21 protein-coding genes and 1 pseudogene are annotated in these 24937 nt (G+C 70.1%); 11 read left to right on the top strand and 11 right to left on the bottom strand.

The annotated features are described in order from the left end of the window. Positions 1-49: 49 nt before the first annotated feature. Both EJ357_RS11230 and EJ357_RS11225 read right to left on the bottom strand, forming a co-directional pair. Positions 50-802 (bottom strand): ABC transporter ATP-binding protein, encoded by a 753-nt coding sequence (locus EJ357_RS11230; RefSeq protein ID WP_126399358.1) that lies wholly within the window; start codon positions 800-802, stop codon positions 50-52. Between the two features lie 101 nt (positions 803-903). Then, positions 904-1419 (bottom strand): PadR family transcriptional regulator, encoded by a 516-nt coding sequence (locus tag EJ357_RS11225; RefSeq protein WP_126391121.1) that lies wholly within the window; start codon positions 1417-1419, stop codon positions 904-906. Positions 1420-1544: 125 nt separating this feature from the next. On the opposite strand from EJ357_RS11225, the gene EJ357_RS11220 reads away from it, so the two are divergent. The 5 genes from EJ357_RS11220 to EJ357_RS11200 all read left to right on the top strand — a co-directional run bounded on the left by EJ357_RS11220 (position 1545) and on the right by EJ357_RS11200 (position 8179). Then, positions 1545-2822 carry an ABC transporter substrate-binding protein gene (locus EJ357_RS11220; protein ID WP_126391119.1) on the top strand — a complete coding sequence of 426 codons (1278 nt, stop codon included), beginning with the start codon at positions 1545-1547 and terminating at the stop codon, positions 2820-2822. Positions 2823-2957: 135 nt separating this feature from the next. Further along, on the top strand, positions 2958-4601 hold the full coding sequence (locus EJ357_RS11215; protein WP_175647363.1) for a glycoside hydrolase family 13 protein: 1644 nt from the start codon (positions 2958-2960) through the stop codon (positions 4599-4601). Between the two features lie 39 nt (positions 4602-4640). Beyond that, positions 4641-5972 carry an ABC transporter substrate-binding protein gene (locus EJ357_RS11210; protein ID WP_126391117.1) on the top strand — a complete coding sequence of 444 codons (1332 nt, stop codon included), beginning with the start codon at positions 4641-4643 and terminating at the stop codon, positions 5970-5972. A 6-nt stretch (positions 5973-5978) separates the two neighbouring features. Further along, positions 5979-7343 (top strand): ABC transporter permease, encoded by a 1365-nt coding sequence (locus EJ357_RS11205; protein ID WP_126391115.1) that lies wholly within the window; start codon positions 5979-5981, stop codon positions 7341-7343. Continuing rightward, on the top strand, positions 7340-8179 hold the full coding sequence (locus EJ357_RS11200; protein ID WP_126391113.1) for a carbohydrate ABC transporter permease: 840 nt from the start codon (positions 7340-7342) through the stop codon (positions 8177-8179). The genes EJ357_RS11205 and EJ357_RS11200 overlap by 4 nt, the downstream gene beginning before the upstream one ends. A 294-nt stretch (positions 8180-8473) precedes the next feature. Here the strand turns inward: EJ357_RS11200 and pgl are convergent, their stop codons facing one another. The 5 genes from pgl to tkt are packed head-to-tail and all read right to left on the bottom strand — an operon-like array spanning position 8474 to position 15214. After that, complete coding sequence (gene pgl, locus EJ357_RS11195; protein ID WP_126391111.1) at positions 8474-9256, bottom strand: 6-phosphogluconolactonase; 783 nt, start codon at positions 9254-9256, stop codon at positions 8474-8476. Next, complete coding sequence (gene opcA, locus EJ357_RS11190) at positions 9253-10416, bottom strand: glucose-6-phosphate dehydrogenase assembly protein OpcA (protein WP_126391109.1); 1164 nt, start codon at positions 10414-10416, stop codon at positions 9253-9255. Before opcA ends, pgl begins: the two co-directional genes overlap by 4 nt. Then, complete coding sequence (zwf, locus tag EJ357_RS11185) at positions 10413-11951, bottom strand: glucose-6-phosphate dehydrogenase (RefSeq protein ID WP_126391107.1); 1539 nt, start codon at positions 11949-11951, stop codon at positions 10413-10415. The genes opcA and zwf overlap by 4 nt, the downstream gene beginning before the upstream one ends. A 4-nt stretch (positions 11952-11955) precedes the next feature. Beyond that, positions 11956-13074 (bottom strand): transaldolase, encoded by a 1119-nt coding sequence (gene tal, locus EJ357_RS11180; protein WP_126391105.1) that lies wholly within the window; start codon positions 13072-13074, stop codon positions 11956-11958. A 34-nt stretch (positions 13075-13108) separates the two neighbouring features. Further along, on the bottom strand, positions 13109-15214 hold the full coding sequence (gene tkt / locus EJ357_RS11175) for a transketolase (protein WP_126391103.1): 2106 nt from the start codon (positions 15212-15214) through the stop codon (positions 13109-13111). Between the two features lie 364 nt (positions 15215-15578). On the opposite strand from tkt, the gene EJ357_RS11165 reads away from it, so the two are divergent. The 4 genes from EJ357_RS11165 to EJ357_RS11150 all read left to right on the top strand — a co-directional run bounded on the left by EJ357_RS11165 (position 15579) and on the right by EJ357_RS11150 (position 18895). Beyond that, positions 15579-16547, top strand: coding sequence for a heme o synthase (locus tag EJ357_RS11165; RefSeq protein ID WP_407698479.1), 969 nt, complete (start codon positions 15579-15581; stop codon positions 16545-16547). A gap of 81 nt (positions 16548-16628) precedes the next feature. Then, positions 16629-16919, top strand: a complete 291-nt coding sequence (locus EJ357_RS11160; protein WP_126391101.1) for a hypothetical protein — start codon at positions 16629-16631, stop codon at positions 16917-16919. A 113-nt stretch (positions 16920-17032) separates the two neighbouring features. Then, entirely contained in the window at positions 17033-18139 is a 1107-nt protein-coding gene (locus EJ357_RS11155; RefSeq protein ID WP_126391099.1) for an amidohydrolase family protein, read from the top strand. An 18-nt stretch (positions 18140-18157) separates the two neighbouring features. Then, the gene (locus tag EJ357_RS11150) at positions 18158-18895 is read left to right on the top strand and encodes a nucleotidyltransferase domain-containing protein (protein ID WP_126391097.1); all 738 of its coding nucleotides are present in this window, start codon (positions 18158-18160) and stop codon (positions 18893-18895) included. Position 18896: 1 nt separating this feature from the next. Here EJ357_RS11150 and EJ357_RS11145 read toward each other — a convergent pair whose 3' ends face one another. The 4 genes and pseudogenes from EJ357_RS11145 to EJ357_RS50725 form a co-directional block, all read right to left on the bottom strand. Beyond that, complete coding sequence (locus tag EJ357_RS11145; RefSeq protein ID WP_407698512.1) at positions 18897-19889, bottom strand: COX15/CtaA family protein; 993 nt, start codon at positions 19887-19889, stop codon at positions 18897-18899. Between the two features lie 87 nt (positions 19890-19976). Beyond that, positions 19977-20693 carry an ABC transporter permease gene (locus EJ357_RS11140; RefSeq protein WP_228473159.1) on the bottom strand — a complete coding sequence of 239 codons (717 nt, stop codon included), beginning with the start codon at positions 20691-20693 and terminating at the stop codon, positions 19977-19979. Positions 20694-20841: 148 nt separating this feature from the next. Next, positions 20842-21765 carry an ABC transporter ATP-binding protein gene (locus EJ357_RS11135; RefSeq protein ID WP_126391091.1) on the bottom strand — a complete coding sequence of 308 codons (924 nt, stop codon included), beginning with the start codon at positions 21763-21765 and terminating at the stop codon, positions 20842-20844. 92 nt (positions 21766-21857) lie between these two features. Further along, positions 21858-22547, bottom strand: a pseudogene (locus EJ357_RS50725) (AAC(3) family N-acetyltransferase). Between the two features lie 161 nt (positions 22548-22708). On the opposite strand from EJ357_RS50725, the gene EJ357_RS11120 reads away from it, so the two are divergent. Both EJ357_RS11120 and sufB read left to right on the top strand, forming a co-directional pair. Then, a complete protein-coding gene (locus EJ357_RS11120) occupies positions 22709-23470 on the top strand; it encodes a helix-turn-helix transcriptional regulator (RefSeq protein WP_126391089.1) in 762 nt (253 codons plus the stop codon). Continuing rightward, a complete protein-coding gene (gene sufB / locus EJ357_RS11115) occupies positions 23467-24891 on the top strand; it encodes a Fe-S cluster assembly protein SufB (RefSeq protein ID WP_062719203.1) in 1425 nt (474 codons plus the stop codon). Before EJ357_RS11120 ends, sufB begins: the two co-directional genes overlap by 4 nt. Positions 24892-24937 lie beyond the last annotated feature (46 nt).

Genomic DNA, 24937 nt, shown 5'->3' with positions numbered 1-24937 from the left:
GCCTCAGCCCCTCGGCCCGGACACCGGACGGTGGTCGTACACCCGCATGTCAGTCCTTGAGCTCGAGCACACCGGAGATCCCGCCCCGGCGCGGCGGCGCGCCGCCGTCCAGTGTGGCGTCGTCGGCTATCCGGCCGTCGAAGAAGCTGATCACCCGGTCCGCGGCGCTCGCGAGACGGGCGTCATGGGTGACCAGCACGATCGTCTGGCCGCGCTGGTGGAAGCGGGACAGCAGCCGCATCACCTCGCGGGTGCCCTTGCTGTCCAGGCTGCCCGCGGGCTCGTCGGCCAGCAGCAGCGGGGGACGGTTGACCAGGGCCCGGGCCAGCGCGACCCGCTGCTGCTCGCCGCCGGACAGTTCGCCCGGCATGCTCCGCTCCTTGCCCGCGAGCCCCAGCTCGGCCAGCAGTTCCGTCCGCTCGGCGCGCGCCCGCTTCGGCGGGACGCCGGCCAGCAGCGCGGGCAGTTCGACGTTGTCGGCGACGGAGAGGTCGGAGACCAGGTTGAAGAACTGGAAGACGATCCCGATGCGCTTCCTGCGCTCCACCGCCCAGCGGGCCTCGCGCCACGCGTCCGCGCACTCGCCGTCCAGCCAGATACTGCCGCTGTCGGGCCGCTGCAGCCCGCCCAGCAGATGCAGCAAGGTCGACTTGCCGGCCCCGGACGGACCGGTGACGGCCACGAACTCGCCCCGCCGCACGGCGAGATCCACACCCCGCACGGCATGCGCCGGGGCGCCCTCGCCGCGATGCGTCTTGACCAGGCCCTCGGCACGCAGCACAGGGTTCTCGGCGCGTGACACAGCGCTCTCGGCACGTGGTGCAGCGCTCTCGGCACGCGGTACAGGGCCCTGCGCGCCCGGCTCACGGCTTCCCGCGCGCAGCTCAGGAGTGGAATCGTCGCTCACTCCAACTCCTCCAGCTCTTCCTGGCACCGCTCCAGCCAGTCGAGGTCGGCCTGCAGATGCAGCATCGCGCCCTCTATCAGCAGGTGGGCGATGCGGTTGTCCCGGTCCTCGGCGGCGGCCAGTTTCGACAGTTGACGCATGGTGTTCAGGTACTGCCGCCGCTGCTTGTTGATCAGGGCGACCTGGTCGGCGAGGCCGCTCTGCGGGGCGAGGGCCAGCTTCATGAAGAACTCGTCCCGCACCCGCGGCTCGTCCTCGGGCTCCTCGAACCAGGCGCGCAGCGCCTCACGCCCGGCGTCGGTGAGGTGGTAGACCTTTTTGTTGGGCCGGCTGGACTGCTCGACGTCCTCGCCCTCGATCAGCCCTTGCTTCTCGAGACGGCCGAGGGTCACATAGATCTGGCCGACATTCGGCTGAGGGTACGCGGAGCCCAGCGTCTGCTCAAGGTCCTGCTTCAGCTCGTAGCCGTGCGCCGGGCCGCGTGCCAGCAGTGCCAGGAGGGGCAGACGCACTCGTGCTCTCCTCCCCGCATCCCGAGTAATGTGCCGCGAGGCCTAGTATCGCGCATACCTAACAGGTATACATGGCCTCTGACCCAGGGCGAAGACGACCGGGGCCAGTATGCAAGGAGGAACCTATGCGGTGGATACATGCCGCCGGTAGGGGCCTCCTCGTTCTGGTCGTGGTCATGACTGGCTACGTCACCGCCGGCGTCCATGCCGACGAGGGCGCCGGAAGCGGTCGAGGGCCCCTGACCATCGCCACCGCCGGTGACCTCACCGGCTATCTCGGCTCCGTCCTGGAGGGCTGGAACCGTACCCATCCCGACGAGCGGGTCACCCTCGTCGAGCTGCCGGACTCCGCCGACGAGACCCGCGCGCAGATGATCACCGATCTGCGCGACGGCGACGACGACGGCGGCCGTTTCGACATGCTCAACATCGACGTCAGCTGGACCTCGGAGTTCGCGGCACAGGGCTGGATCCGTCCGCTGCCCCGCGACCGCTTCCCGCTGGACACCTTCCTGCCGCCGGTCGTGGACACGGCGACCTACGACGGCCAGTTGTACGCGGTCCCGTACGTGACCAACGCCGGCCTCCTGCTCTACCGCAAGGACATCCTCGCCAAGGAGGGCGTCGACCCGCCCCGCACCTGGGCCGAACTCGAACGGGCCGCGAGGACCATCGCGCCCGAGTACGGCGTCGACGGCTACGCCGGACAGTTCCTGCCCTACGAGGGCCTCACCGTCAACGCGGCCGAGGCCGTCTACTCGGCGGGTGGTTCGATCCTCGGGGACGAGGGCGAGCGCGTCACCGTCAACTCGACGGCCGCCCGCGAAGGCATCGACTTCCTCGCCCGCGGCGTACGCGAGGGCTGGATCCCGAGGCAGGCGCTCACGTACAAGGAGGAGGAGTCCAAGCAGGCCTTCCAGGACGGGCGCCTGCTGTTCCTCCGTAACTGGCCGTACGCCTATGTCGTCACGTCGGCGAAAGGCTCGCCGGTCGCCGGGAAGGTCGGCGCCGTACCGCTGCCGGGGCCGGACGGGCCCGGGACGAGCGTGCTGGGCGGCTCCAACCTCGCCGTCAGCACACATGCCCGGCATCCCGACTCGGCCGCCCGCCTGATCGCGTACCTGACCAGCGAACGCGTCCAGCGTCAGGTCCTCAGGCGCGGGGCGCTGCCGCCCGTACGGGCCGACCTGTACGAAGATCCCGAGCTGACGCGGGAGTTCCCGTATCTGGCGACCCTGCGCGAGAGCGTGCTGACGGCCGCGCCGCGCCCCAAGAGCCCGCGCTACGACCAGGTGAGCCTGGTGGTGCAGGCGGTCGTGCGCGACGCGATGACCGGGCGCCAGACGCCCGAAGTGGCCGTGCGGCGGCTGGCGCGGGAGCTGGCGACCATCTCCAGCCGCTAGTTACTTGTTAAGTAACGGCGACGTCTCATCTGTTATGCGGTTGCCCCTTTAAGTCCGTATTTGGCGCCGTGACCCGCCAGTAGTGTCTGTTCTTTTCATTGACATCCTCGCGACACGCCTACCTAACATGCATACATGTTGAGTAAGTACCACTGGTGGCGCGACGCGGTGATCTACCAGGTGTATGTCCGCAGCTTCCTGGACAGCACCGGGGACGGCATCGGTGACCTGGCCGGGGTCCGCGCCGGACTGCCCTACCTGAAGAAGCTCGGGGTCGACGGCATCTGGCTGAGCCCCTTCTACCCCTCGCCGCAGCACGACCACGGCTACGACGTCGCCGACTACTGCGACGTCGACCGGCTCTTCGGCGACCTCGCCGAGTTCGATCTGCTCGTCGCGGCGGCCCGTCGGCTCGGCATCAAGGTGCTGCTCGACATCGTCCCGAACCACTGCTCCAGCGAGCACCCGTGGTTCGAGGAGGCGCTGAACGCCGAACCCGGCAGCGCCGCCCGCGCCCGCTTCCACTTCGCCGACGGTCGCGGCGCCGACGGCGAGGAGCCGCCCAACAACTGGCACTCCATGTTCGGCGGCCCGGCCTGGAGCCGGGTGACCGAGGCGGACGGGCGGCCCGGCCAGTGGTACCTGCACATGTTCGCGTCCGAGCAGCCCGACTGGAACTGGCGCAACCCCGGGATCGGCGCCGAGTTCGAGCGGATCCTGCGCTTCTGGCTGGACCGGGGCATCGACGGCTTCCGCATCGACGTCGCCGCCGGCCTGTACAAGCACCCGGAGCTGCCCGACTCGGACGACCCGGAGGCCGACGCCCGCACCCGCGACTCGGTCAACCCGCTCGCCTGGAACCAGCCCGAGGTGCACAGGGTGTGGCGCCAGTGGCGCTCCATATGCGAGGAGTACACCGCCCGCGACGGCCGTGAGCGGCTCCTCGTCGGCGAGGTGTCCGTGCCGACCGCGCGCGAGCACGCCCTGTACGTCCGCTCCGACGAACTCCACCAGGCCTTCTTCTTCGACCTGCTGAGCGCTCCCTGGGAGGCCGACGCGTTCCGCAAGGTCATCTCCGAGGCCATGGAGGACATCGCCGGCACGGGCTCGACGGTCACCTGGGTCCTCAACAACCACGACCAGGTCCGCACCGTCACCCGCTACGGCGAACCCGCGACCGAGGGCAGCGGCCTCGGCGCCGCCCGCGCCCGCGCCGCCGCGCTGCTGATGCTGGCGCTGCCCGGAGCCGCGTACATCTACCAGGGCGAGGAGCTGGGGCTGCCCGAGGTCGTCGACCTGCCCGACGACGTGCTCACCGACCCGATCTTCCGGCGCACCGGCAGCCGGGCCCGGATCCGCGACGGCTGCCGCGTGCCGCTGCCGTGGTCGGGACAGGCGTCGCCGTTCGGCTTCACCTCCGGCGTGGAGAGCGCCAAGCCCTGGCTGCCGCAGCCCGAGTACTTCGCCGAGTACGCCACCGACCGCGCCCTCGCCGACACCCGCTCCTTCTGGCACCTCTACCGCGACGGCCTCCAACTGCGCGCCGCGCTGCCCCAGTTGGGTGAGGGCACGCTGCGCTGGCTGGACAGCCCGCCCGGCGTCCTGGCCTTCGTCCGCGGCGACGGCCTGGTCTGCGCCGTCAACTTCGGTACGGCGCCCACCTCCGCGCCGGTCTCCGGCACCCCGCTGCTGTCGAGCGGGCCCTGCCCGGCCGGGGTACTGCCCGGCTCCACGGCGGCCTGGTGGATCAGCGACGGGACCGAGTCACCGGCCCTCTGAACCCCCCTTAGTTTCCCCATCCCCGAAGGGACATCAACGATGATGCGACGACGTACCACCCTGCTCACCGGCTGCACCGCCCTCGTCCTGGCACTCGGCGCGACCGCCTGTGGCGGCGGGCCGGTCTCCGCGGGCGGCGGCGACAAGGCGCTCGACGGTCAGACGGTCACCGTGGCCGGTGTCTGGACCGGCACCGAGCAGAAGAACTTCCAGAAGGTGCTGGACGCCTTCACCGAGAAGACCGGCGCCAAGACCCAGTTCGTGTCCACCGGGGACAACGTCTCCACCGTCGTCGGCAGCAAGATCGAGGGCGGCAACGCCCCCGACGTCGTGATGGTCCCGCAGGTCGGCGTCCTGAAGCAGTTCGCGAAGAACGACTGGCTCAAGCCCCTGTCGGCCACGGCCCAGGAGTCCGTGGAAGCCAACTTCGCCCCTGTGTGGAAGGACTACGGCAGCGTCGACGACACCCTCTACGGCCTCTACTTCAAGGCCGCCCACAAGTCGACCGTCTGGTACAGCCCCGACGCCCTCGCCCAGGCGGGCGTCGAGCCGCCGAAGTCGTACGACGACATGCTGAAGGCCGGACAGACCGTCTCCGACTCCGGACTCGCCGCCTTCTCGGTCGCCGGACAGGACGGCTGGACGCTCACCGACTGGTTCGAGAACGTCTACCTCTCCCAGGCCGGCCCCGAGAAGTACGACGCCCTCGCCGCGCACCAGCTGAAGTGGACCGACGCGTCCGTGGTCGAGGCGCTCACCACGCTCGGCAAGCTGTTCAAGGACAAGCAGCTGATCGCGGGCGGCCAGAAGGGGGCCCTCAACACCGACTTCCCGGGCTCGGTGGAGAAGGTGTTCGGGCCGAAGCCCGAGGCGGGGATGGTCTACGAGGGCGACTTCGTCGCGGGCGTGGCCAAGGACCAGTTCGGGAAGTCGATAGGCGAGGACGCCGACTTCTTCCCGTTCCCGGCGGTCGGCGGTGGCAAGGCGCCGGTGGTCAGCGGTGGTGACGCGGCCGTCGTCCTGAAGGACGGCAAGAACCAGAAGGCCGGCATGGCGCTCCTCGAGTACCTGGCGACGCCGCAGGCCGCGGCGGTGTGGGCCGAGGCCGGTGGCTTCCTGTCCCCGAACAAGAGCGTCGATCTCACGTCGTACGGCGACGACGTCACCCGCGCGACCGCCAAGTCCCTGGTCGCCGCGGGCGATTCGGTCCGGTTCGACATGTCCGACCAGGCCCCGGCGGCCTTCGGTGGCACGAAGGGCGCGGGCGAGTGGAAGCTCCTGCAGGACTTCCTGCGCGACCCGTCGGACCCGAAGGGGACCGCGGCGAAGCTGGAGGCCGCGGCGGCCAAGGCGTACGAGAGCCAGGGCTGACCTGACATGACCGCCACTCTCGTGAACGAGGCGAGCCGGGGGGCCGCCGTGAGCCCGGGCAGGGAACGTGCCCGGCGCTCGCGGCGGCGCGCCCGGATCATCGCCCTGCTCTTCGTCTTCCCGGCGCTGCTCCTGCTGGGCGCGCTGGTCGTCTATCCCGTGCTGTTCTCAGTCGGTCGCAGCTTCTTCGACGCCTCCGGCACCCGCTTCGTGGGCGGCGAGAACTACACGGAGATGTTCCGCGACCCGGCCACCCTCAAGGCCATCCGCAACACCACGATCTGGGTCGTCGTGGCTCCGGCCCTGCTCACCGGCCTCGGTCTGATCCTGGCCGTGCTGGTGGAGAAGGTCCGCTGGGCGACCGCGTTCAAGCTGCTGCTGTTCATGCCGATGGCCGTGTCCTTCCTCGCGGCCGGCATCATCTTCCGGCTCGCGTACGACGAGGACCCGGACAAGGGCGTGCTGAACGCCGCCGCCGTCTCCGTGCACGACGCCTTCCAGGGCACGTCGACCTATCCGACGGCCCGGGCGCGCGACGGGCAGGGGCTGACGAAGGCCGCGGACGGCTCGTACCGCACGAGCGCGACCGCGTCTGCGGGCGAGGCGCTGACGCTGGGCCTGGTCGGGGTGCTGCCCGCGGATCTGCCGGACGACGCTCGGCCGGCGTACACGGCAGCCGAGCGGAAGGCGGCCCCCGGTGAGCTGCGCGGTGTCGTGTACCTCGACTTCACGCCCGGTGGGGGAGGGGAGCAGGGCCAGGTCGACCGGCGGGAGAGCGGGCTGCCGGAGATGACGGTCGAGGCGGTGCGGGCCGGAGAGGCGGTCGCCTCGACGACCACGGCGGCCGACGGCTCGTTCCGCTTCGAGGGGCTGGACGACGGCTCGTACACGGTGAAGCTGCCGGCCTCGAACTTCGCCGCGCCCTACGAGGGCATCTCCTGGCTCGGGCCCACGCTGGTCACTCCGGCGATCATCGGGGCGTACCTGTGGATCTGGACGGGCTTCGCGATGGTCCTGATCGGCGCGGGTCTCGCGGCCCTGCCCCGGGACGCGCTGGAGGCGGCGCGGATGGACGGCGCGAACGAGTGGCAGATCTTCCGGCGGATCACGGTGCCGTTGCTGGCGCCGGTGCTGACGGTGGTCTTCGTGACCCTCGTGATCAACGTGATGAAGGTCTTCGACCTCGTCTACATCATCGCGCCCGGCCCGGTGCAGGAGGACGCGACCGTGCTCGCGACGCAGATGTGGCTGGTGTCGTTCGGCGGTGGCAACAACCAGGGGCTGGGCAGCGCGCTGGGTGTGCTCCTGCTGCTGCTGGTCATCCCCGCCATGGTCTTCAACGTCCGCCGTTTCCGAGGGAGTCAGCGATGAACGCGGTCAGGCGGGGCCTGGGCAACGGAGTCGTCCAGGCGTTTCTGGTGGTGATCGGGCTGGTGTGGCTGACGCCGCTGGCCGGCCTGTTCCTGTCGTCCATGCGGTCGGCCGAGGACACGGCGAAGGGCGGCTGGTGGACCGTGTTCACCAGTCCCGGCCAGCTGTCGTTCGACAACTACTCGGCGCTGCTGGGCAACGCCGGGATCAGCCAGGCCTTCTGGAACACCGTGTTGATCTCGGTGCCGGCGACCGTGCTGGTCGTGGTCATCGCCGCGCTCGCCGGGTACGCGTTCGCGTGGCTGGACTTCCCCGGCCGCGAGGCGATCTTCCTGGTCGTGGTGGCGCTGCTGGTGGTTCCCGTGCAGATCGGCCTTCTGCCGGTCGCCAAACTCTTCGGCCAACTGGGGCTGTTCGGCACGATTCCCGGAGTCGTCCTGTTCCATGTGGCGTACGGGCTGCCGTTCGCCGTGTTCCTGCTGCGCAACTACTTCGCCGAGATGCCGAAGGAGATGCTGGAGGCGGCGCGGATGGACGGGGGGAGCGAGTGGCGGATCTTCACGCGGCTGGTGCTTCCGGTGGGGCGTCCGGCGATCGCCTCGCTGGCCATCTTCCAGTTCCTGTGGGTGTGGAACGACATGCTGGTGGCGCTGCTGTTCGCCGACAGTGCGTCTCAGCCGTTGACCGTTGAACTCCAGTCGCAGATACGGCAGTTCGGCAGCAACATCGATGTGCTGGCGCCCGGGGCGTTCGTGTCGCTGGTGGTGCCGGTGGTCGTGTTCTTCGCCTTCCAGCGGCACTTTGTGCAGGGGGTGATGGCGGGGTCGGTGAAGTAGGGGGTTTCTCGCCCCCGCCGCCCCTACCCTTCCCGTCCCTGGGGGCTGCCGCCCCCAGACCCCCGCTTCGGCCCGAAGGGCCTCGTCCTCAGACGCCGGACGGGCTGGAATGACTGGGGCGGCGTCCAAGGGGGGTGGCCGTGCTCGTCGTCAGACGCCGGACGGGCTGAAATCAGCGCGGCCGGCAAAATTCAGCCCCTCCGGCGTTTGAGGAGCGGGGTCTGGGGCGGAGCCCCAGAAGGATGGGACGGGTAGGGGCGGCGGGGGCGAAATCCATCCCCCACCGCCCCCCACTCACGGCGAAGCCGGCGGATACATGGACCGCGGCAACTGCGAAGCCGCCGCCGAGTCCAGCAGCCACAACGTCCTGGAACGCCCGTACGCCCCCGCCGCCGGCGCCTGGATCTCACCCGCGCCCGACAGGGCGATCGCCGCGGCCTGCGCCTTGTCCTCGCCCGCCGCCAGCAGCCACACCTCACGCGCCGCCCGGATCGCGGGCAGGGTGAGGGTGACACGGGTCGGCGGGGGCTTCGGGGCGCCGTGGACCCCGACGACCGTGCGCTGCGTCTCCCGTACCGCGGGCAGCTCCGGGAACAGGGAGGCGACATGGGTGTCGGGACCCACGCCCAGCATCAGGACATCGAAGGTGGGCACGGCACCGTGGTTCTCCGGCCCCGCCGCCCTTGCCAGTTCCTCCGCGTACGAGGCGGCCGCAGCCTCCACGTCCGCGCCGAACGGCCCGTCCGAGGCGGGCATGGCGTGCACCCGCTTCGGATCCAGCGGCACCGTGTCCAGCAGCGCCTCGCGGGCCTGCGTGACGTTGCGCTCCGGGTCGCCCTCGGGGAGGAAGCGCTCGTCGCCCCACCAGAGGTCGAGGCGGCCCCAGTCGATGGCGTCCCGCGCGGGGGCGGCCGCCAGCGCGGCCAGCAGGCCGTTGCCGTTGCGGCCGCCCGTGAGGACGACGGACGCCGAGCCCCGGGAGGCCTGGGCGTCCACGATCTTCGTGATCAGCCGGGCCGCCGCGGCCTGCGCCATCAGCTCCTTGTCGTGGTGCACGACCAACTGCGGAGTACTCACTTCGCCGCCGCCTTCTTCACCGGTTCCGGCGACGCCGCTTCCTTCCCGGATGCTTGCGCAGCGATTTGGGAGGGCTCTGAGGCCGGTTCTCCTTTGGCCGGCCCTTCCGCCTCCGCGGGCGGCTCCTCGGCCCTGGCCACGGCGGCCTCGGCCAGCGCCACGGCCTGCACGGCCTTGGCCACGGCGGCCTCGGCGGCATGGGCGGCCTCCGCGCCCCGAACCGCCGGAGCCGGCACCGAGTTCAGCCGCTCCACCCCGAACCGCAGCGCCGAGGCGTACGTGTCGTCCGGGTCGAGCCGCCGCAGCTCCTCCGCGATCAGCTCGGCGGTCTCCCGCCGCTTCAGCGCCACCGCGCGGTCCGGCTGGCCCTGGATGGAGAGGGTCGCCAGGGAGCCGTCCGCGCGGTCCAGCGTGATCGGGCCGCGGTCGGTGTCCATGCGGACCGCCGTCAGACCGGGGCCCGACGACAGCGACCGCTTCACGGGCACGTCCAGCCGGTCCGCGAGCCACATCGCCAGCAGCTCACAGCTCGGGTTGAACTCCTCGCCCTCCACCTCGACGGCCCGCACGTCGCAGACCACCTGGTCCAGAGCCGCCGCCAGCATCGAGCGCCACGGCGTGATCCGGGTCCAGGACAGGTCGGTGTCGCCGGGCGTGTAGGTGTCGGAGCGGGCCGACAGCTCCCGCACCGGCTGCTCCGAGGCGTACGTGTCCGTCACCCGGCGCTGGGCCAGCGCGCCCAGCGGGTCCTTCGCCGGGTCGAGCGGCGCGTTCACCGGCCACCAGACCACCACCGGGGCGTCCGGCAGCAGCAGCGGCAGAACCACCGACTGCGCGTGGTCGGACACCTCGCCGTACAGGCGCAGCACCACCGTCTCGCCGCTGCCGGCGTCCGCGCCCACCCGCACCTCGGCGTCCAGCCGGGACTGCGTACGGTCGCGGGGCGAACGTGAGACGCGCTTGATGACGACCAGGGTGCGCGAGGGGTGCTCGTGCGAGGCGTCGTTCGCCGCCTTGAGGGCGTCGTACGCGTTCTCCTCGTCCGTCACGATGACCAGCGTGAGCACCATGCCGACGGCCGGCGTGCCGATCGCCCGACGGCCCTGCACCAGCGCCTTGTTGATCTTGCTGGCCGTGGTGTCCGTGAGGTCTATCTTCATGGCCGGCGCCAGCTCCGTCCGTCTCGCTCGAGCATTTCGTCCGCCTCGACGGGGCCCCAGGTACCGGACGGGTACTGGGCGGGGCTGCCGTGCGTGTCCCAGTACTCCTCGATCGGGTCGAGGATCTTCCAGGACAGCTCGACCTCCTCGGTGCGCGGGAAGAGGTTGGAGTCGCCGAGCAGGACGTCGAGGATCAGACGCTCGTACGCCTCGGGCGAGGACTCCGTGAAGGACTCGCCGTAGGCGAAGTCCATCGACACGTCCCGGATCTCCATCGACGTGCCCGGCACCTTGGAGCCGAAGCGGACCGTGACGCCCTCGTCGGGCTGGACGCGGATCACGATCGCGTTCTGGCCCAGCTCCTCGGTGGCCGTCGTGTCGAAGGGGGAGTGCGGCGCCCGCTGGAAGACCACCGCGATCTCGGTGACCCGGCGGCCCAGCCGCTTGCCGGTGCGCAGGTAGAAGGGGACCCCCGCCCAGCGGCGGTTGTCGATCCCCAGCTTGATCGCGGCGTACGTGTCCGTCTTGGAGTTGGCGTCGGTGCCCTCCTCCTGGAGGTACCCGACCGCCTTCTCGCCGCCCTGCCAGCCGGCCGCGTACTGCGCGAACACGGTGTCGCGGCCCAGGTCCTTGGGGAGCCTGACCGCCCCGAGCACCTTGGTCTTCTCCGCCGCGAGCGCGTCCGCGTCGAAGGAGGCGGGCTCCTCCATGGCCGTCAAAGCCATCAGCTGCAGGAGGTGGTTCTGGATGACGTCACGGGCGGCGCCGATGCCGTCGTAGTAGCCGGCGCGGCCGCCGATGCCGATGTCCTCGGCCATGGTGATCTGCACGTGGTCCACGAAGGACCGGTTCCAGATCGGCTCGAACATCGTGTTGGCGAAGCGCAGCGCCAGGATGTTCTGGACGGTCTCCTTGCCCAGGTAGTGGTCGATACGGAAGACCTGGTCCGGGGCGAAGACCTCGTGGACGACCTTGTTGAGCTGCTCGGCGGACTTCAGGTCGTGGCCGAAGGGCTTCTCGATGACCGCGCGGCGCCAGGAGCCACCCGTCTGGTCGGCGAGGCCGTGCTTCTTCAGCTGCTGGATGACCACCGGGAAGGAGCGCGGCGGCACCGAGAGGTAGAAGGCGAAGTTGCCGCCCGTGCCCTGGGCCTTGTCCAGCTCCTCGATGGTGCCGCGCAGCCGCTCGAAGGCGTCGTCGTCGTCGAAGGTGCCCTGCACGAAGCGCATGCCCTGGATGAGCTGGTGCCAGACCTCCTCGCGGAAGGGGGTGCGGGCGTGCTCCTTGACCGCGTCGTGGACCTCCTGCGCGAAGTCCTCGTGGGCCCACTCGCGGCGGGCGAAGCCGACCAGCGAGAAGCCCGGCGGCAGCAGACCCCGGTTGGCGAGGTCGTACACCGCGGGCATCAGCTTTTTACGTGACAAATCGCCCGTAACGCCGAAGATCACCAGGCCCGACGGCCCCGCGATACGCGGGAGCCGTCGGTCGGCGGCGTCACGAAGCGGGTTCGCTTCAGTGACGTTGAAGGGTGGCAAGGGATCAGCCCTCCGAGGGGGCGAGGCGCTCGAGTACCGCCTCGGTCGACTTGAGCAGGTCGTTCCAGGACGCCTCGAACTTCTCGACGCCCTCGTCCTCCAGGAGCTGGACCACGTCGTCGTAGGAGATGCCGAGCTTCTCGACGGCGTCCAGGTCGGCGCGGGCCTGCTCGTAGGTGCCGGCGACGGTGTTGCCGGTGATCTGGCCCTTCTCCTCCGTCGCCTGGAGGGTGGCCTCGGGCATGGTGTTGACGGTGTTCGGCGCGACCAGGTCGTCGACGTACAGGGTCGGCTTGTAGGCCGGGTCCTTCACGCCGGTCGAGGCCCACAGCGGGCGCTGCCTGTTGGCGCCCGCGTTCTCCAGCGCGCTCCAGCGGTCGGAGGAGAAGACCTCCTCGTACGCCTGGTAGGCGAGGCGCGCGTTGGCCACGCCCGCCTTGCCGCGCGCGGCCTTGGCCTCGTCGGTGCCGAGCGCGTCGAGGCGCTTGTCGATCTCGGTGTCCACGCGGGAGACGAAGAAGGACGCCACGGAGCGGATGAGCGACAGGTCGAGCCCGCGCTCCTTCGCCTTCTCCAGGCCCGCGAGGTAGGCGTTCATGACCTCGCGGTAGCGCTCCAGCGAGAAGATCAGCGTGACGTTGACGCTGATGCCGAGGCCGATGACCTCGGTGATCGCCGGAAGGCCCGCCTTGGTGGCCGGGATCTTGATCAGGGTGTTCGGACGGTCGACCAGCCAGGCCAGCTGCTTGGCCTCGGCGACGGTCGCACGCGTGTTGTGGGCGAGCCGCGGGTCGACCTCGATGGAGACCCGGCCGTCCTGGCCGCCGGTGGCGTCGAAGACCGGGCGCAGGATGTCGGCGGCGTCGCGGACGTCCGCCGTGGTGATCATGCGGATCGCCTCTTCGACGGTGACCTTGCGGGCGGCGAGGTCGGCGACCTGCTGCTCGTAGCCGTCACCGCTGCTGATCGCCTTCTGGAAGATCGTCGGGTTGGTGGTGACACCGACGACGTGCTGCTGGTCGATCAGCTCGGCGAGGTTGCCGGACGTGATGCGCTGGCGCGACAGGTCGTCCAGCCAGATCGCGACGCCCTCCTCGGAGAGGCGCTTCAGTGCGTCTGTCATGGAAAATCAAACTCCTACGTCTCGTATATGAGCGTCAGCGCTGGGTCGCGGCGAGGCCCGTAGTTGAATCAAGCACAGCCCGCGCGACGGCCGCCACGTTCTCGGCAGTGAAGCCGTACTCCCGGAAAAGGACCTTGCCGTCGGCGGAAGCACCGAAGTGCTCCAGGGAAACGATGCGACCCGCGTCCCCGACGTACTTGTGCCAGGTGAGGCCGATGCCCGCCTCGACCGCGACCCGCGCCTTGACGGCGGGCGGCAGGACGCTGTCCCGGTACCCCTGGTCCTGCTCCTCGAACCACTCCACGGACGGCATGGACACGACCCGCGTCGGCACCCCGTCGGCCTGGAGCCGCTCGCGCGCCTCGACGGCGACGTGCACCTCGGAACCGGTCGCGATGAGGACGACCTGCGCCTGGCCGCCGTCGGCCTCGAACAGGACGTAACCGCCGCGCGCGGCGTCGTCGTTGGCCTCGTACGTCGGCACACCCTGACGGGTCAGCGCGAGCCCGTGCGGCTGCCCCTTGCCGAACTCCTTGGTCCAGCGCTTGAGGATCTCGCGCCAGGCGATCGCGGTCTCGTTGGCGTCGGCCGGACGGACGACGTTGAGACCGGGGATGGCGCGCAGGGAGGCGAGGTGCTCGACCGGCTGGTGGGTGGGGCCGTCCTCACCGAGACCGATGGAGTCGTGCGTCCACACGTACGTCACCGGCAGGTGCATCAGCGCCGACAGGCGCACGGCGTTGCGCATGTAGTCGGAGAACACGAGGAACGTGCCGCCGTAGATACGGGTGTTGCCGTGCAGCGCGATGCCGTTCATCTCCGCGGCCATGGAGTGCTCGCGGATGCCGAAGTGGATCGTGCGGCCGTACGGGTCGGCCTCCGGCAGCGGGTTGTCCGCCGGGAGGAACGACGACGTCTTGTCGATGGTGGTGTTGTTGGAGCCGGCCAGGTCGGCCGAGCCGCCCCACAGCTCGGGGATCACGGCACCCAGCGCCTGCAGCACCTTGCCGGACGCGGCACGGGTCGCGACACCCTTGCCGGGCTCGAAGACGGGGAGCTTCTCCTCCCAGCCGGTGGGCAGCTCGCCCTTGCTGATCCGGTCGAACTCGGCGGCACGCTCGGGGTTGTTGTCCCGCCAGAGCTGGAAGGACTTCTCCCACTCGGCCTTCGCGTCGGCGCCCCGCTCCAGAGCCTTGCGGGTGTGGCCGATGACCTCGTCGGTGACCTCGAAGGACTGCTCCGGGTCGAAGCCGAGGACGCGCTTGGTGGCCGCGACCTCGTCGTCGCCGAGCGCCGAGCCGTGGGCGGCCTCGGTGTTCTGCGCGTTCGGGGCGGGCCAGGCGATGATCGAGCGCATGGCGATGAAGGACGGCTTGTCCGTCACCTGCTTCGCGGCCTCGATCGCGTTGTAGATGGCGTGCGGGTCGAGGTCGCCGTCCGGCTTCGGGGCGATCCGCTGCACGTGCCAGCCGTACGCCTCGTACCGCTTGACGACATCCTCGGAGACGGCCGTCTCGGTGTCGCCCTCGATCGAGATGTGGTTGTCGTCCCACAGCAGGACCAGGTTGCCGAGCTTCTGGTGGCCGGCCAGCGAGGACGCCTCGGCGGAGATGCCCTCCTGGAGGCAGCCGTCACCGGCGATGACGTAGACGAAGTGGTCGAACGGGGAGGTGCCCTCGGCGGCCTCCGGGTCGAACAGACCGCGCTCGTAGCGGGCGGCCATCGCCATGCCGACGGCGTTGGCGACACCCTGGCCCAGCGGGCCGGTGGTGGTCTCGACGCCCGTGGTGTGGCCGTACTCCGGGTGACCGGGGGTCTTCGAACCCCACGTCCGGAACGCCTTCAGGTCGTCCAGCTCCAGGCCGAAGCCGGCCAGGTACAGCTGGGTGTAGAGGGTCAGGGACGAGTGGCCGGCGGACAGCACGAAGCGGTCGCGCCCTACCCACTCGGCGTCCGCGGGGTCGTGCCGCATCACCTTCTGGAAGAGGGTGTACGCGGCAGGCGCCAGGCTCATCGCCGTACCCGGATGGCCGTTACCGACCTTCTGTACGGCGTCGGCGGCCAGGACGCGGGCGGTGTCGACGGCCCGCTGGTCCAACTCGGTCCACTCGAGGTCTGTGGTGGTCGGCTTGGTGCTCACCCTGGGTCAGGGCTCCTCTCCACATGTCGGTTGCCGGTGTCACGGGCACACACCCCCACCGGCTGCCGGCGTACTCGGCGTCGGCCGGCCGTTGTCGAGCCTACCCCCGGAAGTACGTGCGTTTTTTCGAGTCATTCCAGACTGCCGGGAGTCGCCGGGATGTGCCTCCCGACTAGGTCGTTCCGCGTTCGGCAAGTGAATACGCACCCGCTCATCCGGGTGCTCAATCGAGCCGTGGTGCGCCCGTCGGACCACCCCCTTCAACACGACCCCACCCCCGCGAATGTCCGGGTCTGGGCAACGTCTACAGTGGCGTGGTACGCGCGAGCCTTTACCGGGACTTCACACGGGGAGGCTTGCTGGGATGTCTCTGTCAGGGGTGTGCGTGACGGCCGTTGAATCCCGTCCAGCGGGGATTATCGGGACGAGCCAGAGCCCGAGCCGGCGGCCGATCGGGGCCCGGGTCAAGGCGTTCGTGGCGTTGACCAAGCCGCGGATCATCGAGCTGCTGCTCATCACCACCGTTCCGGTGATGTTCCTGGCCGAGCAGGGCGTGCCCGACCTCGGTCTGGTGCTGCTCACCTGCATCGGCGGCTACCTGTCCGCGGGCGGCGCCAACGCGCTGAACATGTACATCGACCGCGACATCGACGCGCTCATGGACCGCACCTCGCAGCGTCCGCTGGTCACCGGCATGGTCAGCCCGCGCGAGTGCCTGGCCTTCGGCATCACGCTGGCGGTCGCCTCCACGCTGCTGTTCGGCCTCACCGTCAATTGGCTGAGTGCCTGGCTCTCGCTCGGAGCGCTCCTCTTCTACGTCGTCGTCTACACGATGATCCTCAAGCGCCGTACGTCGCAGAACATCGTGTGGGGTGGCATCGCGGGCTGCATGCCGGTGCTGATCGGCTGGACGGCCGTCACGAACTCCCTCACCTGGGCGCCGCTCATCCTCTTCCTGGTGATCTTCTTCTGGACGCCGCCGCACTACTGGCCGCTGTCCATGAAGGTCAAGGAGGACTACGCGCGCGTGGGCGTGCCGATGCTCCCGGTCATCGCCTCCAACAAGGTCGTCGCCAAGCAGATCGTCATCTACAGCTGGGTGATGGTCGCGGTCTCGCTCCTGCTCACGCCGCTCGGCTACACGGGCTGGTTCTACACCGCGGTCGCGCTGGGCGCGGGCGGCTGGTGGCTGTGGGAGGCGCACGCGCTGCAGAACCGTGCGAAGGCGGAGGTGACGGGCGTGAAGCTGAAGGAGATGCGCCTGTTCCACTGGTCGATCACGTATGTGTCGCTGCTGTTCGTGGCGGTGGCGGTGGACCCGTTCCTGCGCTGACGTAGGTCACGTTCCTGCGCTGACACAGGTCACAGGGCCCTGCTCTCGCCAGCCGATCTACCCGCGAGTAGCATCCTGGCCATGGCAGACAAGGTGGCCAAGCTGGCCAAGCAGATCAACTCCTTCGCGAAGTCCCACGGCGGCGCCGAGGCCCAGGTCGCGTACATCGGACAGCGCGGCGCCCGCATCGTGCTCGTCGGCGAGGACGGCGGCTGGGGCGACCTGGTGGCACCGTCGTACGAGATCGCCGAGAAGGCGGTGGAGACGGCCGGGGTCACCCGCCACGAGTCCTTCGACGGCGAGTTCGCGGCGAAGGTGACGACGGGCACGTACGAGTGGAAGCGGATGGCGGGCATTCAGATCGGCGGTTGAAACGAGCCGTACTCGCCGAACAACCTGAGCCACCCTCCCTCTTACGCAACACCTAGTCACCGGTTCACCCGTTAGGACCTGTAGCAAGCGCAGTCCACCCACGGGGAGCCCGGATGATCGACACGCCGTCCCTCGTGGACCAGTACTGCCACGGCGTACTGCGCACGGAGCTGGGCCTCGGCACCTTCGAGGCCCAGTTGGCCCGCACCGAAGGCCCCCCGGCCCCCGGCACCACGCTCTTCGACACCCAGACGGGCTTCGCCGTACGCCGCTGGTGCCCGCCCCTCCTCGGTCTGGAACCCCACTGCCCACCCGCCCGCTACCTGGCCAGACGCCGTGAACTCGGCGTGGTGGAGGCGGGCCGGCGGCTGCTGCGCGGCAGTGGCATCACGACGTATCTGATCGACACCGGCGTGCCCGGCGACCTCACCGGCCCCACCGAACTGGCCTCCGCCGCCTCCGCCGAGGCCCTGGAGATCGTGCGCCTGGAACTGCTCGCCGAACAGGTCGCCGACACCTCCGGCACCGTCGAGTCCTTCCTCGCCAACCTCGCCGAATCGGTGCACGGCGCGGCGGCCGGAGCGGTGGCCTTCACCTCGGTCGCCGGAGTACGGCACGGACTCGCGCTCGCCCCCGAGCCACCCGGGCCGGGAGAGGTACGGGGCGCGGCGGGCCGCTGGCTGGCGGGGCGCAGGGTGGGCGGGGAACTGACCGACCCGGTGCTGCTACGGCACCTGCTGTGGATCGCGGTGGCGTCGGGACTGCCGCTCCAACTGCACGCGGGGCTGGCAGAGCCCGGCGTGCGGATCGACCGCGCCGACCCGGTGCTGCTCACGGACTTCGTCCGGGCCACGGCCGGCCTCGGCACCGACCTGATCCTCCTGCACGGCTACCCGTACCACCGCCACGCCGCCCATCTGGCCGGCGTCTTCCCGCACGTCTACGCCGACTCGGGCGCCGCGCTCATCCGTACGGGTGCCCGCGCCGCGACGATCCTCGCCGAGATCCTGGAACTTGCCCCCTTCGGCAAGATCCTCTTCTCCAGCGGCGCACAGGGCCTGCCCGAACTGCACGTGGTGGGCGCCGGGCTCTTCCGCGAGGCCCTCGCCAGGGTGCTCGGCGGCTGGGTCGCCGAGGGGGCGTGGTCGCTGGCGGACGCGCAACGGGTGGCGGGGATGGTGGCGGCGGGGAACGCGCGGCGGGTGTACGGGCTGGGGTGAGCCCTCCAGACTGGGCGGATGCCGACCTCTGCCTTACTCGACCGTTTCCTCGCGGAACTCCAGCCTCTCGCTCCCGTCGCCGTCTGGGCGCACGGCTCGCTCGCCGGGGGCGACTACCAGGAGGGCCGCAGCGACCTGGACCTGATCGCCGTACTGGACGGCCCGCTCACGCCCCGTACCGTCTGGCGGCTGGCCAAAGTCCACGCCCGGCTGCGGGCCGAGCCGCTCGCCGCGCTGTTGCACTGCACCTACCTCACGCCCGGCACGGCGGACGATCCCGACCGGCCCCATCTCACCTGGGCGCACCAGGAGCTGTTCAGACGGCCGGTGACCCCGGTGACCCGGCGCGAGCTGCACGCCTTCGGGCGGGTGCTGCACGGGAAGGCGCCGGCCGGCCTGCTGCCGCCGGTCTCGGACCGGGAGCTCGGCGACTTCGTCGTACGCGATCAGCGGGACTTCTGGCGGCCGGCCGTCGACAACGCCCGGCTGTGGACCCGGGACGTCTGGGTCGACCTGGGGCTGATCACCTTCGCCCGGGCATGCGTCACCCTGCGCGACGGCCGCCTGATCTCCAAGCGCGAGGCCCTGGACCTGCTGCCGGGGCTCGGGGCGTCCGCAGAGGTGGTCGAGGACATCCGCAGGCGCCGCTACGGCGACGCCGCGCCGCCGGACGAGGAGTGGGCGGCGCGCAGGGCCGGGCTGACGCGGGCCTACCTGGGGCCGGCGATCGACGAGTTGGTGACGACGTACGGCTGACTCACGCGCGCGTGCCGACCGTCGCCTCGGGTGCCGGAGCCGGGATGCCGATCTCGTCGTACGGCCGTTCCCGCAGGGACAGCAGCACCCGCAGCACCGCGATCCATGTCACGGCCGAGCCGAACATGTGCAGGCCGACCAGGATTTCCGGGAGGTCCGTGAAGTACTGGACGTAGCCGATGACGCCCTGGGCGAGGAGGATCAGGAACAGGTCGCGGGTGCGGTTCAGGGGGCCCTTCGGGGCGTCGACCGCCTTGAGGACGAACCACAGGGCGAACGTCAGCGTGACCACGATCCAGGCCAGTACGGCGTGCAGCTTGGTGACGGTCTCCCAGTCGACCGGCATCCGCTCGACCTCGCTGGAGTCGCCCGCGTGCGGGCCCGCACCGGTGACCACCGTGCCGACCAGGATCAGCAGCACCGAGGCCCCGACCAGGACCCACACCAGCTGCTGCACCGCCTTGCCGATCAGGGGACGCGGCGCCGCGTCGCCCTCCCGGGTGCGCTGCCACATCACCGTCGCGACCGCGATGAGCGCGGACGTCGCCACGAAGTGGGTCGCGACCGTGTACGGGTTGAGGCCGACCAGCACGACGATGCCGCCGAGCACCGCGTTGCTCATCACGATCCAGAACTGCGCCCACCCCAGCCGGGTCAGACCGCGCCGGTACGGCTTGGTGGAACGGGCCGCGATGATCGCCCAGCCGACGGCCGCGCACAGCACGTACGTCAGCATGCGGTTGCCGAACTCGATGGCGCCGTGCAGGCCCATCTCGCTGGTGGCGGTCAGCGAGTCGTCGGTGCACTTGGGCCAGGTCGGGCAGCCGAGCCCGGAACCGGTGAGGCGTACCGCACCGCCGGTGACCACGATGAGCACCGACATCACGAGCGCGGCGAGGGCCGCCCGTCGGACCGCCCTCGGGGTGGGGGTCCAGCGTGCGGCGATGAAGGCGAGGGGGTTGCGCACGGCCGCTACGGCGTCGGCGCGGGTCAGCTTTGGCACGCGCCCTATCGTAGGCGGCCGCTTGTGCACGCTTTCACGAGGGTCCCGGGACAGGGGGCCGCCCCGGGCCCGGGACGCCTACTCCCAGCGGAAGAACTTCCCCGCCGCGGCCAGCCCCACGACCGCCCACACGGCCAGAATCCCCAGGTCGCCCCACGGCATCCCGGCCCCGTGCTGCAGTACGTCCCGCAGTCCGTCGGAGAGGGCCGAGATCGGCAGCAGGCCCAGCACGTCCTGCACACCCGCCGGGAACTTGTCCAGCGGCACGATCACCCCGCCGCCCACGAGCAGCAGCAGGAAGACCAGGTTGGCGGCGGCCAGGGTGGCCTCGGCCTTGAGCGTGCCCGCCATGAGCAGGCCGAGACCGGAGAAGGCCGCCGTGCCCAGGACGAGAAGGAGCAGCACGGCCAACGGGTTGCCCTCGGGCGACCAGCCCAGCGCGAAGGCGATCACCGTCAGCAGGGCGATCTGCAGGACCTCCGTGACCAGCACCGACGCCGTCTTCGCGGTCATCAGGGCCCAGCGGGGCAGCGGCGAGGAGGCCAGCCGTTTCAGCACGCCGTACCGGCGCTCGAAGCCCGTGGCGATCGCCTGCCCCGTGAACGCCGTGGACATCACCGCGAGCGCGAGGATGCCGGGGGCGAGGAAGTCGACGGCCTCGCCTGCGCCGGTGTCGACGATGTCCACCGAGCTGAAGAGGACCAGCAGGAGGGTGGGGATCACCACGGTCAGGAGCAGCTGTTCGCCGTTGCGCAGCAGCATCCTGGTCTCGAGTGCCGCTTGCGTCGCGATCATGCGGGGGAGGGGGGCGGCGCCCGGCTTCGGGGTGTACGTACCCGTACCGACGGTGGTCACGAACGCAGCTCCTTGCCGGTCATCTCCAGGCTGTGTCTTCCCGGGGGACAACCCCCGGGCCCCCGGCCGATCCCTGTGCGGGCCGGAATCATGATCGCAGCTCCCTGCCGGTCATCTCCAAGAACACGTCTTCCAAGGTGTGCCGCTCCACCGAGATCTTCTCCGGCATCACCCCGTGCTGCGCACACCACGACGTCACCGTCGCGAGCAGCTGCGGGTCGACCTTGCCGCCGACCCGGTAGGAGCCCGGCGTCAGCTCCGCCGCCGTGCAGTCGGCGGGCAGGGCCTTCAGCAGGGACCCCACGTCGAGGCCGGGGCGGCCGGTGAAGCGGAGGGTGTTCTCGGCGCCGCCGCGGCACAGCTCCTCGGGGGAGCCCTGGGCGATGACCCGGCCCGCGTCGATGATCGCGACGTCGTCGGCGAGCTGCTCGGCCTCGTCCATGTAGTGGGTGGTGAGGATCACGGAGACGCCGTCGGCGCGCAGGTCCCGGATCAGGTCCCAGGTGGCGCGGCGGGCCTGCGGGTCGAGTCCGGCGGTCGGCTCGTCCAGGAACACCAGCTCCGGTCGGCCGACCACGGCCATGGCGAGCGCGAGCCGCTGCTGCTGGCCGCCGGAGAGGCGGCGGTAGGCGGTCCGGCCGCAGCTGCCCAGCCCGAGCCGCTCGATCAGGGCGTCGACGTCCAGGGGGTGTGCGTGCAGCTTGGCGACATGCCGCAGCATCTCGTCCGCCCGCGCTCCCGAGTAGACGCCCCCGGACTGCAGCATCACGCCGATGCGCGGCCGCAGCTCGCCGGACTGTCTCACCGGGTCGAGGCCCAGGACGCGCACCGTGCCGGAGTCCGGCTTGCGGTATCCCTCGCAGGTCTCGACCGTCGTCGTCTTGCCCGCGCCGTTGGGTCCGAGCACGGCGGTCACGCCCGCCCGGGCCACCAGGTCGAGGCCGTTCACCGCGGTCTTCGTGCCGTACCGCTTCACCAGGGCCTGGACCTGGACCACGGGCTCAGTTCGCATGGCTCCAGAGTCTAGGTACGCGGCCGGTAACCCGAACGGCCGGGTTCACATCTCCCCACATGGCGGGTTCACATCTCCCCACACGGTCCGGTTCAGATCTCCTCGGCGCGGGGCCGGTGCATCTCCAGCCACCGCACCGCGTACGCCACCGCGTCCGCCACCGGGAACAGCCGTACGTCGGCCGCGCCCGCCTTCCCGCGTACGACGGGCCGGTCCCGCTCGAAGTCGTGCCCCAGCTCGTCGAACCGCTCCGAGGTGATCGACACCTCGGTCACCACCTCCCATCCCGTGGGCCCCGGCGACGGGGCTGCGCCGCTGAACCGGACCGTGCCGCCCCGCGCTGTCGGGCGGGTGTCGGCAACGTGCCCAGGTCGGTCGCGGAACCCGGCGCCGCTGGGGACGGAGTGCCGCCCCAGCGGCACGACTGCCCGCCACTACGGCCGGGTGTCGGCGCTGGTCAGCGAAAGCCAGCCTGTCCGGCGTTTGAGGACGAGGCCCTTCAGGCCGATGCGGGGGCCTGGGAGCGCAGCCCCCAGAGGGTTCGCCCGGCCCCGGCCACGTGGAGTGCAGGGGGTGTGACTGTCCCGATCGGCTCAGCCGCCGGAGGTTTCCGCGTCGAGCAGGGCTTGGACGACCGCGACGGACCCTCCGCAGACCCAGCCCAGGGCGCTGAGCGAGGAGTGCACGAGGAGGGTTTCACCGGTTCGGACGCCTAGCTCGCGCAGATGTGCCGCGAGGGTGCCCCGAGTGACAAGAGGCCCGGTCGGAGGGGGTGTGGACATGTTTCCGGAGTGTTCCGGACGGGGCCTCGAAGTTCTACCGGTTTGATCGATCAAAGATCGTTTCCGCAGGTCAGATTAGGTATGCCTAAGTGACGCAGGGCACCCGCGAGGCACCCGGACGCGGCTTGCCTGCCTTTGAGGAATTACGCAACAATGGCGTTGTGAAAAACGTCGGCGAGGCTCGGGAGACCCCCATGGGAACCCCTCAGGAGGAGCTCGCGACCGGGGAGCGCTCCACGCGCAACCGGGTCGCGCGGTCCATCCTGGACCACGGCCAGTCGACCGTCGCCGAGCTGGCCGGCCGGCTGGGACTGACCCAGGCCGCCGTACGCAGGCATCTGGACGCACTGGTCGCCGACGACGTCGTGGAGGCTCGCGAACAGCGGGTGTACGGCACGCGCACGCGTGGCCGTCCAGCCAAGGTCTTCGCGCTCACCGACTGCGGCCGTGACGCCTTCGACCAGTCGTACGACAAGCTCGCCGCGGACGCCCTGAAGTGGATCGCCGAGCGCGAGGGCGGGAGCGAGGCGGTCGCCGCCTTCGCCCGCGCCCGGATCGCCGCCCAGGCGCGCGTCTACCGCAAGGCGATCGAGGCGGCCACACCGGACAAGCGCACCGAAGCCCTGGCCAAGGCCCTGAGCGTCGACGGGTACGCTGCTACGGCGCGCAGCGCACCCCTCCCCCAAAAAGGCGAGCAGCTCTGCCAGCACCACTGCCCGGTCGCCCATGTCGCGGAGCAGTTCCCGCAGCTGTGCGAGGCGGAGACGGAGATCTTCGCCGAGCTGCTCGGAACGCACGTCCAGAGACTGGCGACCATCGCGCACGGCGACGGCGTCTGCACGACGTTCATCCCAAAGATTTCCCACACGCAAGTTCATAGCGACAACGCATCTGCAAGCACGGCCGGGAGGAACCCCGCATGACTCTCCCCATCGAGGAGACTGCCCACCCTGAGCTCGAGGGTCTGGGCAAGTACGAATACGGCTGGGCCGACTCCGACGAAGCCGGCGCCTCTGCGAAGCGTGGTCTGAGCGAGGACGTCGTTCGTGACATCTCCGCGAAGAAGAACGAGCCGGACTGGATGACCAAGCTCCGCCTCAAGGGTCTGCGGCTGTTCGACAAGAAGCCCATGCCGAACTGGGGCTCGGACCTCTCCGGCATCGACTTCGACAACATCAAGTACTTCGTGCGTTCCACGGAGAAGCAGGCGGAGTCCTGGGAGGACCTGCCCGAGGACATCAAGAACACGTACGACAAGCTCGGCATCCCCGAGGCGGAGAAGCAGCGCCTCGTCGCCGGTGTCGCGGCCCAGTACGAGTCGGAGGTCGTCTACCACCAGATCCGCGAGGACCTGGAGGAGCAGGGCGTCATCTTCCTCGACACCGACACGGCGCTGAAGGAGCACCCGGAGCTCTTCAAGGAGTACTTCGGCACCGTCATCCCGGTCGGCGACAACAAGTTCGCGTCGCTGAACACCGCGGTGTGGTCGGGCGGCTCCTTCATCTACGTGCCGCCGGGCGTGCACGTCGAGATCCCGCTCCAGGCCTACTTCCGTATCAACACGGAGAACATGGGCCAGTTCGAGCGGACCCTGATCATCGTCGACGAGGGTGCCTACGTGCACTACGTCGAGGGTTGCACCGCCCCGATCTACAAGTCGGACTCGCTGCACTCCGCGGTCGTCGAGATCATCGTCAAGAAGAACGCCCGCTGCCGCTACACGACCATCCAGAACTGGTCGAACAACGTCTACAACCTGGTCACCAAGCGCGCCGTCGCCTACGAGGGCGCGACCATGGAGTGGATCGACGGCAACATCGGCTCCAAGGTGACGATGAAGTACCCGGCCGTCTACCTGATGGGCGAGCACGCCAAGGGCGAGACCCTGTCGATCGCCTTCGCGGGCGAGGGGCAGCACCAGGACGCCGGCTCCAAGATGGTCCACATGGCGCCGAACACGTCCTCCAACATCGTCTCCAAGTCGGTGGCGCGCGGTGGCGGCCGTACCTCCTACCGCGGTCTCGTCGAGATCGGCGAGGGCGCCCACGGCTCCAAGTCGAACGTGCTGTGCGACGCGCTGCTCGTCGACACCATCTCCCGCTCCGACACGTACCCGTACGTGGACGTCCGCGAGGACGACGTGTCCATGGGCCACGAGGCGACCGTCTCCAAGGTCTCCGAGGACCAGCTCTTCTACCTGATGAGCCGCGGTCTGAGCGAGTTCGAGGCGATGGCGATGATCGTGCGCGGCTTCGTCGAGCCGATCGCCAAGGAACTGCCCATGGAGTACGCCCTCGAGCTCAACCGGCTGATCGAGCTGCAGATGGAAGGCGCGGTCGGTTAAGACCCGCCGCCCGACAGCAGCCAGCAATTTCTGACGTAGGAAGAGA

It is taken from the genome of Streptomyces cyaneochromogenes, assembly GCF_003963535.1.
Taxonomy (GTDB): Bacteria; Actinomycetota; Actinomycetes; order Streptomycetales; family Streptomycetaceae; genus Streptomyces; species Streptomyces shaanxiensis.
This window is presented reverse-complemented; position numbering and strand designations above follow the sequence as displayed.